At 70.8% G+C, this 10,411-nt stretch carries 7 protein-coding genes; all 7 read left to right on the plus strand.

The window, feature by feature from the left end:
- Nucleotides 1-358: 358 nt before the first annotated feature.
- Nucleotides 359-1,273 carry an ABC transporter substrate-binding protein gene (locus tag VAE46_RS03825; RefSeq protein ID WP_322795594.1) on the plus strand — a complete coding sequence of 305 codons (915 nt, stop codon included), beginning with the start codon at nt 359-361 and terminating at the stop codon, nt 1,271-1,273.
- Nucleotides 1,270-2,493 (plus strand): ABC transporter ATP-binding protein, encoded by a 1,224-nt coding sequence (locus VAE46_RS03830; protein WP_322795595.1) that lies wholly within the window; start codon nt 1,270-1,272, stop codon nt 2,491-2,493. Before VAE46_RS03825 ends, VAE46_RS03830 begins: the two co-directional genes overlap by 4 nt.
- Nucleotides 2,490-3,068: a cob(I)yrinic acid a,c-diamide adenosyltransferase gene (cobO, locus tag VAE46_RS03835; RefSeq protein WP_322795596.1), complete on the plus strand. Its 579-nt coding sequence runs from the start codon at nt 2,490-2,492 to the stop codon at nt 3,066-3,068. The genes VAE46_RS03830 and cobO overlap by 4 nt, the downstream gene beginning before the upstream one ends.
- Nucleotides 3,068-6,757 carry a cobaltochelatase subunit CobN gene (gene cobN, locus VAE46_RS03840; RefSeq protein ID WP_322795597.1) on the plus strand — a complete coding sequence of 1,230 codons (3,690 nt, stop codon included), beginning with the start codon at nt 3,068-3,070 and terminating at the stop codon, nt 6,755-6,757. Before cobO ends, cobN begins: the two co-directional genes overlap by 1 nt.
- 286 nt (nt 6,758-7,043) lie before the next feature.
- The gene (locus tag VAE46_RS03845; RefSeq protein WP_322795598.1) at nt 7,044-8,768 is read left to right on the plus strand and encodes a VWA domain-containing protein; all 1,725 of its coding nucleotides are present in this window, start codon (nt 7,044-7,046) and stop codon (nt 8,766-8,768) included.
- Nucleotides 8,762-9,820: a nicotinate-nucleotide--dimethylbenzimidazole phosphoribosyltransferase gene (gene cobT, locus VAE46_RS03850; protein WP_322795599.1), complete on the plus strand. Its 1,059-nt coding sequence runs from the start codon at nt 8,762-8,764 to the stop codon at nt 9,818-9,820. The genes VAE46_RS03845 and cobT overlap by 7 nt, the downstream gene beginning before the upstream one ends.
- Nucleotides 9,817-10,411, plus strand: a 595-nt coding sequence (locus tag VAE46_RS03855; protein ID WP_322795600.1) for an adenosylcobinamide-GDP ribazoletransferase, incomplete at its 3' end; no start/stop codon positions are given. The genes cobT and VAE46_RS03855, both read left to right, overlap by 4 nt.

A 10,411-nucleotide genomic window follows, 5' to 3' on the forward strand; every position in this document is an offset into this window, starting at 1 on the left:
AACGGCCGGTCTGCTCCTCGCGGGGGCACTCTCCGCCCTCGGCGTGGGGTGCGGCGGCGACGATCGGGAGGATGAGCCGACCGCGACTGCCTCGGCGGCCGTTTCGGCGACCGCCTCGCCGGCGTCTTCGCCGGTATCGACGGTGCAGGCCGGGAGCACTCCTGCCGGAACCGCGGCCGCGCCCACGGGCACGGCCTCTCCCACGGCGACATCGAGTCCAGCGGCCACGACCACGAACGCAGCGGGCAATCCGCCGAGGACGCTCAGCCCGGCCCCTTCGGCTGCGGCTGGCACCTCAGTTGCCACACCGACCCCGACGCCGGACCGGGCGGCAGCCATCCGGGCACGGCTGCAGGGCGTGCCGGGGATCCCCGACCCGAACAACCTTGGCTGGCCGCGCCAGGTGACCGGTCTGAACGGGAAGCGGACGGTTCTGCAGCCGCCGCGGCGCATTCACACGATGTCGGCGGGGATCGACGAAATCACGCTCTCGCTGGTGACCCTCGACCGGGTGGTGGGGGTTGGTTCGGCGACGAAGAACCCGGACATTACGTTCCTTGCGCCATATGTGCAGGGGCTGCCCACGGTGGCGCGCGAGCCCGAGCCGGTGATTCGGTTGAGTCCTGAGCTGGTGATTGCGACGCCTACTCAGCGGGCTGAACTGGTGGTCGCGATCGAGAAAGTCGGCATCCCGGTGATCCAGCTTGACCTGGACCCAACGCCGGCGGGTCGAATCAACGCCATCCTGCTGCTTGGCTACATCTATGGCGAGGAGGAGCGTGCGATTGCACTCGCGGATGAGGTGGCGGCGCGCTACGGAGCGCTGGTTTCGGTGACGAGTGCGAAGCCGGAATCCCAGAAACCGGTGGTCGCGAGCCTGACGAAGTACACGGCGCTGTACATTGCCGGGTCGGGGACGACTGGCGACGGGATCATCACGTCGGCCGGGGGGAGAAACGGCGGCACGATGGCCGGGGTCAAGGGCAATAAGCAAATCACCCTCGAGACGGTGGTGCTCGCGAACCCGGACATCATCATCATCCCGATGCCGGCGAAGCAGGGCGAGGCGTTCAAGGCGGAACTACTTGGGGAGCCGGTGCTCCAGGGGGTCCCGGCGATTCGAAACGGGAAGGTGTACGTGGTGCCGCCTTCGCTATACACCACCAATTCGTTTGCGAATGTGCGCGCGGCAGAGCACCTGGCTCACATCCTCTGGCCGGCGGAGTTCCCGGTCGCTGACCCGCCGCAGTTCTCGATGGCAGGGCTGCGATGACGGGTGCGACCGCATCGGTTGCGGCTCAAGGGGCGGGGTTCCGGGCGGGCAATCGCTGGCTGCTGCGGGACGCTGCGGTTGAGCTCCGCCCGGGCGAGCTGGTGGGGATTGTGGGGCCGAACGGCGCCGGGAAATCGACCCTGCTGCGGCTGCTGGCGGGAACCTGGAGGACCAGCGCGGGACGTGTTCGCTGGGGAGCCCTCGGGGAGCGCCCTTCGGCCGGGGAGCTGGCGCGCCACCTCGCGCTGGTGCCGCAAGAGCAGCTCACCGCCCGCGGTTTCACCGCGGGAGAGGTGGTGCTGATGGGTCGGTACGTTCACCTTGGCCGTTTCGAACGAGAGGGGGAGAAGGATTTCGCCGCGGCCCGGGAGGCGATGGCCGCCACCTCCACTCTTGCACTTGGCGACCGGGAGGTCTCGACCCTGAGCGGAGGGGAGCGCCAGCGGGTACACATCGCACGCGGACTCGCCCAGGAAACGGCGGCGCTGCTGCTCGATGAACCAACGGCCTCCCTGGATGTCGCGCACCAGCTCGAGCTGATGGCCCTGCTGCAGCGCCTGGCCCACGAGGGGGGCAAGGCGGTGGCGGCCGTGCTCCACGACCTGGAACTGGCCGCCCGATGGTGCGACCGCCTGGTGGTCGTCGGCGCCGGCCGGGTGGTGGCCGATGGGCGACCTGGCGACGTGCTCACGCCGCAACTCCTGCGCGACGTCTTCGGCGTTGAGGCCCGGATCTACTCGGATCCTGCCTCCGGCTCGCTGCGGGTGTGGTTCGAACGGGCTGCTGGCGCGACTGCATCGGCTGGACCCCGCGTGCACGTGGTCGCGGGGCACGGGCGGGGCGGCGGTGTGATCCGGGCGCTGGTGGCCGCGGGATTCCTGGTCACGGTGGGTCCGCTCTCGGAGGGCGACCGCGACAGGGATACCTGCGAGGCGCTGGGGGTCCCGTACCTCGACGCGGTGGATGCGGGCGAGCCGGGGCCCCTGGTCGTGGCGGAGCACGTTCGGCTGGCAGAGGCGGCGGAGGCGGTGGTGGCGTGCGATCTGCCGGCCGGTCGGGTGCGCGACGCGCAGGCTGGCGCGATTGGGCGGGCCCGGCGCCTGGTGGCGGCGGGCTCGTGGCCCGGCACCAGCCCGGCGGTGCGGTTCACCGGGGAGGCTGATGTTATCGACGTCATCTGCCGAGCGCTCCGTCTGCCGGCGGCGGGGGTATCGGCATGAGCGAACGAGCTCCGGACGGATTCGGCGAGCATCAGCCGGTAAAGGGCCCGCGCAAGAAGAAGGGGCTCCTCATCGTCAATACGGGGAACGGCAAGGGCAAGACGACGGCCGCGTTCGGCATGGCGCTGCGGGCGTGGGGCCGCGGAATGCGCGTCGCGGTGTACCAGTTCATCAAACCGCCTACGGCGAATTTCGGCGAGCACCGGGCGGCGAAGCGTATCGGCCTGCCGGTCCACCCGCTGGGTGACGGCTTTACCTGGAAATCGAAGGACCCGGAACGGACAAGGGCGCTCGCCATCGAACAGTGGGGAAGGGCCTGCCGGGCGATGTTCTCGGGAGAGCTGGATGTGCTCGTGCTCGATGAGTTTACGTACGTCCTGCACTACGGGTGGCTGCCGGCTTCGGAGGTACTGGCGGCGCTCGCCGACCGCCCACCCCTGCTGCATGTGGTGATCACCGGCCGCTACGCGCCGGCGGAGCTGGTGGCAGCGGCCGACCTGGTGACCGAGATGACGCTGGTGAAGCATCCATACCGGGAACAGGGGATCAAGGCGCAGCCGGGGGTCGAGTTCTGATGGCGGGCCGCATTGTGCTCGTGACCAGCCACGATGCCGACCTGGCAGCCTGGGAGCGGCTGCGGTCGGGATGGCCAGTTGATGCGCCAGCGGTCGAGGTCGTGGGCATGGGACGGTCCGGTGATGCCGGGCTTTGCGACCGCCTGCTGGCCGGCGCCGCGGCCGTGGTCTTGCGGCTCCTGGGCGGGCGCGAGATGGCGCCCGAACTGGTCGACGGGCTTGCGGCCGGGTGCCGGGAACGCGGCATCCCGCTCCTGGCGTGCCGGACCTTTCCCCCCGTCGACGATGACCTGTCACGGATTTCGACGATCGGAGCGGAGGAGCGGGCGGAGGTTTGGGAGTATTTCCGGCAGGGTGGCGCGGAAAATCTCGCCCGGGCGCTGCGCCTGCTGGCGCACCGGTACACCGGGGCCGCCACGCCGGTCGAGCCGCCACTCCCGATGCCGGAACACGGCATCTACGACCCGCTGACGCGGGGCATCAGCAACCGGGCGAGCCTGTCCCTGCGCTGGCACCCGGAACGGCCGCTCGTGGCGGTGGTGTTTTACCGGACGCATCTGCTGGCGGGCGATACCGACGCCATCGATGCGCTCTGCGCTGCGGTCGAGGAAGCGGGGGCCAATGTGCTGCCGGTGTTCACCACAGGGCTGCTCCGGAAAGACGGGGAGGCCGACGCGACGCTGGCGCTCCGGGAGCTGCTGCTGGCCGGGGGTCCCGGACCGGACTGCGTGGTTTCGCTGCTTTCGTTCGCGGCGACGCGCGGCGGACGGTCGGCGGGGCCGGCCGCCGAGGGGCTGGGGTTCTGCGGCGTGACGGTCCTGGAGGGCGTAGTCAGTCTCGAACGGGCCGTGACGTGGGAGGGGAACCCGAGGGGCCTCAATGGGACGGATCTTGCGATTCACGTTGCGCTGCCGGAGGTCGACGGGGTGATGCTGGGCGGGCTCGCGGGGTTTCGCGAACCGGGCGAGGGCGACACCCCGGCGAAGACCGGCGTGCTGCCCGACAGGACCGCGTCAGTGGCGCGGCTTGCGGTGCGCCACGCGCTGCTCCGGCGCAAGCCCAACGCCGAAAAGCGGGTGGCCATTTTCTTGAACAGTCCCAACGGCAGGAATGCCCGACTCGGGTCCGCATTTGGGCTGGATGCGCTTGAATCGACGGTGCGGTTACTGCGGGCACTCCAGCGCGCCGGCTACCGCGTGGACGAGGTGCCCGCCGACGGGCAGGAGCTGCTGGAGCGCATCGTTGGCCGGTGTTCGAACGAGCTCGCCGAGGAGACACCGGAGCGGTGGGCGCAGGCGCCGGGGAAGGTTGCCGTCCCTCGCTACGCCGCGTGGCTGGACGGCGTGGCGGGAGCGGCACGCGAGGCCGTGCTGCGCCAGTGGGGAGAACCCCCGGGCGAACCGCTGACGGGCGCCGACATGCTGCCGGTGCCGGGCGCGTTGTTCGGCAATATTTGGGTTGGGCCGCAGCCGCAGCGGGGATTTGGTTTCGACCCCGGGGCCATCTTTCACTCACCGGACCTCCCGCCGCCGCATCAGCACCTTGGTGTCTACCGCTGGCTCATCGAGGAGTTCCGGGCGGATGCGCTGGTGGACATGGGGAAGCACGGGAACCTGGAGTGGCTGCCGGGGAAGAGCGTCGGTCTTTCGGCGGCGTGCTTCCCGGAGGTGGCCCAGGAGCAGCTGCCGCTGGTGTACCCGTTCATCGTGAACAATCCCGGCGAAGGGACGCAGGCGAAGCGGCGGGCCCATGCGGTGATCGTGGACCACCTGGTGCCACCGATGGCTGCGTCCGGCGTGTATGGCCCGCTTGCGGAGACCCTCGCGGCTGCCCGCGCCGTGCTGGAACGCGGGCCGGGCCCGGGCTTCGAGGCCGCAGCGGTGCGCCTGCGGGAGCTCTGCCTGGCGACCGGGCTGGACCATGACCCTGCAGTTGGTCCACCGCCCAACGACGACGGGCTCGGTGAGTTCGCCGGGCGTGTTGCCCGTTACCTGTCGGAGCTCGAAACTGCCCAGATCCCGGTCGGTCTCCACATCCTGGGGCAGGCACCTGAGGGGCAGGCGCTGGCAGAGCTGGTCGCGTGCATGGGCCGGGTGAGGACAACCGACCGGCCGTCGTTGCACGAGGTGCTGGCGGAGGAGGCGGGCCTGTCCTGGCGGGAGCTGCTGGCCAAACGTGAGCTCGCGGTGGACGGACCGGCAGGACAGCGCCTCATGGCGGGGGAGGCTGCGGCGACCATCGAACGGCTTGCAGTCTGTGCCGTCGCCCGCGCAGCACAGCTGGACGCGGACATCCCGGCTCCGACGGGCTGGGACCACCTGCTCGAACGCGACAGGACCCGGGAGACTGCGGTATCGCTGGCCGCCGAGGTGGTGCCGGCGCTGCGCCGCTGCGTGGGCGAGACAGAGGCCGTGGTTGCGGCGCTGGAGGGCCGCTTCGTACCGCCGGGTCCTGCGGGGTCGCCAACCCGGGGACAGCTGGAGGTCCTGCCGACGGGGCGGAATTTCTACGGGCTTGACCCGCGAGCGATCCCGACGCGGGCGGCCTGGGAGGTCGGGAAAGGGCTCGCGGCGGCGGTAATCGCGAAGCACCTCGCAGAGGAGGGACGCTACCCGGAGTCGGTAACGGTGGTGATGTGGGGTACCCACCTGATTCGGACGGGGGGAGAGGACGTGGCGGAGGCGCTGACACTGCTGGGGGTGGAACCGGTATGGGACGAAGCAAGCGGGCGTGTCACAGGCCTGCGGCCGGTGCCGCTGGAGGAGCTCGGGAGGCCACGGATCGATGTGGTGGCGCGGGTGAGCGGCTTTTTCCGGGACGCGTTTCCGCAGGTGATGGAGCTGCTCGACCGGGCGGTCGCGCTGGCAGCGGCGCAGGACGAACCGCCAGAGGCGAATTTCGTCAGGCGGCACCTGCTGCAGGGCAATGGGGAAGAGGACGGCCTGCGGATATTCGGGCCGGCGCCGGGGACGTACGTCGATGCGGTCGCGCAGCTCATCGAGCATGGGAACTGGCAGACGCGGCGTGACCTCGCGCAGGCCTATGCGACCTGGGTCGGACACGGGTTCCGGGGGGCTCGATACCTGGGTCCGCGGCAGGAGGCGTTCGCGCGGCGTGCGGCAGAGGTCGACGTGGTGGTGAAGAACCGGGACAACGAGGAGCACGACGTGCTGGACACCGACGACTACTTCCAGGACCACGGGGCGATGGTGGCGGTGGTCGAGGAGCTGGGCGGGCGATCGGCGCGCGCATGGATTGGCGAGAGTTACCGGCCTGACGCGCCCGGCGTGCGTGACGCGAAGGACGAAACCAAACGGGCCCTGCGGCGACGGGTGCTCAATCCTCGCTGGCAGGAGGGCATGCGGCAGCACGGCCATGCCGGGGGTTCGGAGATGGTGAAGGCGGTGGATTACCTCTTCGGCTACGACGCCACCGCCGGGGTGGCTGATGACTGGGACTACTCCGCGCTGGCGGAATCGCTGGTGCTGGACGGCGCGAATCGGCGGTTTCTTGAAGAGATGAACCCGTGGGCACTCCGCGATATTGCGCGCCGGCTGCTGGAGGCAGCCTCGCGCGGCATGTGGGAGGCGCCCGACCGGGAAATCCTTGAAGCGCTGGAGCGGACGGCGCTGGAAATGGATGGATGGATCGAGGCCGGCGTGGAAGGAGTTACCGGAGATGGGGACTGAAGGAGCACGAGACACGGGAGCGGTGCGGTTCCCGTTCCCCGCGATTCTCGGCCAGGAACAAATGAAGCTGGCGCTGCTCTTGAACGCTATCGACCCCGAGATCGGCGGGGTCCTCATCCGCGGAGGGAAAGGTACGGCGAAATCGACCGCGGCGAGGGGTCTTGCAGCGTTGCTGCCGCCGCTGGCGGTTGCGGCAGGGTGCCGATTCCAGTGCGAACCGGGGGCACCTACCTGCCCGGGGGGAGTGCACCGTGGTGACGGGGAAGAGCTGCGAGCGACTCCCGTGGTGGACCTGCCGCTTGGGGCTACCGAGGAGCGAGTCGTTGGGACGCTTTCCGTGGAGGCGGCGCTGGGCGAGGGCCGGCTGCGGTTCGAGCCGGGGCTGCTGGCCGCTGCGCATCGCGGGGTCCTGTACATCGACGAAGTGAACCTGCTGCCGGACCACCTCGTCGATGTGCTGCTGGATGCGGCGGCGAGCGGGGTGAACGTGGTGGAGCGCGATGGCCTATCCGTTGCCCATCCCTCCCGGTTCATCCTGGTTGGGACCATGAACCCCGAAGAGGGGGAGCTCCGCCCGCAATTGCTGGACCGTTTCGGACTGATGGCCGAGGCCGAAAACATCGAAGACGCGCGCACCAGGCAGGAGGCACTGCGCCGGCGGCTCGCCTTCGACGCGAACCCGGCCGCCTTCGCTGCCAGCTGGGAAGCCGAGGAGCAGCGTTGGCGTACGCGCCTGCGGTCGGCCCGGGAGCGGCTCGGCGAGATGGAGCTGCCCGAGACGGTTGGGGAAGCTATCGCGGAACTGTGCATCGCCGGGAGGGTCGAAGGTCTGCGGGCCGACCTGGCGCTGTATCGGGCGGTGCGGGCCCTGGCCGCATGGGAGGGCCGTGTGAAGGCGACGCTCGAGGACGTGCGACGGGCCGCCCCGCTGGTGCTGGCGCACCGGCAGCGGCGTCAGCCGTTCGAGGAGCCGCGGCTCGACCCGGCGCTCGTGGAGGAAGTTCTCGAGCGATTCGAGGGTCGCGACGGAAAGAGCGACGGCGACGGGGGAGGAAGCCCCGCCGCCGATGGCCCGGGAGGCGGGAGTCCCGGCGGCGATGCCGAAAGCGGCCCCCGCGACGGGGAGGAGCAGCCGGGTGATGCGTCGCCCGGGAACCAATTGGCTCCACGCGGCGAAAGCCCGGGACCGATTGCGAGGGTTGCGCGATGGCGGCAAGCGTACCGGGGGCGTACGGCAGTCAGCGGGGGCGGACGCCGGACGGAAGGATGGGGACCTCGAGGCCGGGCACAGGGGGAGGCGGACAGGCGACGGGCGGCCGGGGCTGCCCTCGACCTGGCCGCTACGGTTCGTGCGCGCGCGCTGGGACGCTGCCGGGGGGCCGCGGGCGCGGATGTGAACGGGGAGCTGCGCTGGAGGCGGCGACGGTCGACAGGAGCCAGTTTGCTGGTGCTGGCCGTGGATACCAGCGGCTCGATGGGAGCGAGGCGGCGGCTGTGGGCGGCGCGGGGAATTGCTGAGTCATTTCTGCTGGACGCCTACCGGAGAAGGGACCGGGTGGCCGTGGTGACCTTCCGCGGGCACGGGGCGACGCTCAACCTGGCCCCTTCACGGAACATCGAGCGAGCGCGGGCGGTGCTGGGAGCGGTTCGCACCGGGGGCAGAACCCCGCTCGGGGCGGGGCTGGCAGCCGCCGCCCGGGCAGTGGAAGCGCACCTCCGGAGGGAAGCGGCTGCGGGCGCCTACGCCGTGGTGATCACCGACGGCAGGGGAAATACCGGGCATGCAGGGCTGGACGCGCTGGAGGCGATGCGCGAGGGGGCGTTCACGCTCGACCGCACGGGGGCGACGACGGCGGTGGTCGATGCCGGCGGCCCGTCGTGGGGCAATCGGTTCCGGGGACTCGCCGCGGAACTGGGCTGGCGCTGGGTCGATATCGACCAGGCGATGCACCAGGGTATCCCCGGTCTCGTTCGCCGGGGCCGCGGAGTTCGAACTCGCACTGGATGGTGATGCACATGTTGACGGTGAAGCTTCCGTCCTTCGATAACGTCGCCGCTGAGCAGACAGCGCGGCGGCTCGACCAGCTCACGAAGCCGCGGGGCAGCCTTGGGCGGCTCGAGGAACTGGCGATTCAGCTGGCCGGCATCACGGGCGACCCGGGCTGCCGGTTTCGTGAGCGATGTGTGCTTGTCCTGGCTGCCGACCATGGCGTGGCCCGGGAGGCGGTGTCGCTCTACCCGCAGAGTGTGACCGTCCAGATGGTGCGGAATTTCCTGCGGGGCGGGGCAGCCGTGAATGTGCTCGCCCGGCAGGCGCGGGCCCGGGTCGTGGTTGCGGATTTCGGCACCCTCGTCCGGCTGGAGGGGCATGGAGGCCGCCTGGTGGAGCGGCGCTTCGGGGCGGGGACCGGGAACATGGCTGTGGAGCCTGCCATGACGCGCGAGCAGGCTGCTGGTGCGGTGGAGGCGGGCAGAGAGCTGGTTGCGGCCGAACTCGGGCGCGGGCTTGATCTTGCCCTGGTGGGCGAGATGGGCATCGGCAACACGACAGCGGCGAGTGCGGTAACGGCGGCGCTGCTTGGCCTCCCGGCCGAGGAGGTCACCGGACGGGGCACCGGACTGGACGAGGCTGCCCGGCGACACAAGGCGGGAGTCATCGCGCGGGCCCTTGCGCTGCATCGGCCGGATTCAGGCGATGCCCTGGATGTGCTGGCAAAGGTGGGCGGGTTCGAGCTTGCCGGGCTGGCCGGCGTGATGATCGGGGCGGCTGAGCGGCGTGTGCCGGTGCTGCTCGATGGGTTCATCGCGGGTGCGGCTGCGCTGGCAGTTTCGAGGCTGGTGCCGGGACTTGAGCGCTGCCTCATCGCCGGTCATCGCTCGGCGGAGCCGGGGCACCGGCACATCCTGGAAGCGCTGGGACTGCGCCCCCTGCTCGACCTCGACCTTCGCCTGGGGGAGGGGACCGGGGCGGTGCTTGCCCTGCACCTGGTGGACGCCGCCGTGGCGATCCGGGACGAGATGGCGACCTTCGCCGATGCCGGGGTGGACGGAGCAAACCTGTGACTTCGGGCCTGCGCACGGCCGTCGGCTTTCTCACGGTAGTCCCGGCGGGTCGAACGGCGTGGGCGCCGGAGCGCGCGGCGCCCTGGTTTCCGGTGGTGGGCCTCGGCATCGGCCTTGCGGCAGGGCTGCAGGCGGGATTCTGGATGTGGCTGGTGGGCGGGTTGGCCGGAGGCGGATTGTCGATTGCCGGGGCGGCAGTCCTGACGGGTGGTCTACACCTGGATGGCCTGGCGGACTCCGCCGATGCCGCGCTGGCCAGCGCGGACATTGAACGGCGGCGGGGGATCGTGGCGGACGTGTACCACGGCACCTACGGCCTGGCCGCGTCAGTGCTGGCCATCATCGTGAGCGCAGGCTGCCTGAGCTCGCTCGGGACCACCGAGGCAGCGGCCGCGCTCGGTGCCTCGATGTTTGCTGCGCGGTGCGCCGGTGTGGTGGTCATGTGGCGGTGGAAGCCGTGGCGCGACGGGCTGGGCGCCCGGTTCGCCCGTGGAGCGACGCCGGGGGTGGCGGTGGTGGCCGTCGTAGCGGCGCTGGCGGGGTGGGCGCTGCTCTGGGGGCTGGCCGGGGTTGCCGCATGGGCGGCCGGGC

The sequence above is a fragment of the Tepidiforma sp. genome, from assembly GCF_034433535.1.
In the GTDB taxonomy this organism is placed as follows: domain Bacteria; phylum Chloroflexota; class Dehalococcoidia; order Tepidiformales; family Tepidiformaceae; genus Tepidiforma.

Bases quoted from the DNA above. Each gene is read 5' to 3' on its own strand.
- VAE46_RS03830 (WP_322795595.1), top strand. From the start codon at position 1,270: ATGACGGGTGCGACCGCATCGGTTGCGGCTCAAGGGGCGGGGTTCCGG.
- cobO (WP_322795596.1), top strand. From the start codon at position 2,490: ATGAGCGAACGAGCTCCGGACGGATTCGGCGAGCATCAGCCGGTAAAG.
- cobN (WP_322795597.1), top strand. From the start codon at position 3,068: ATGGCGGGCCGCATTGTGCTCGTGACCAGCCACGATGCCGACCTGGCA.
- cobT (WP_322795599.1), top strand. From the start codon at position 8,762: ATGGTGATGCACATGTTGACGGTGAAGCTTCCGTCCTTCGATAACGTC.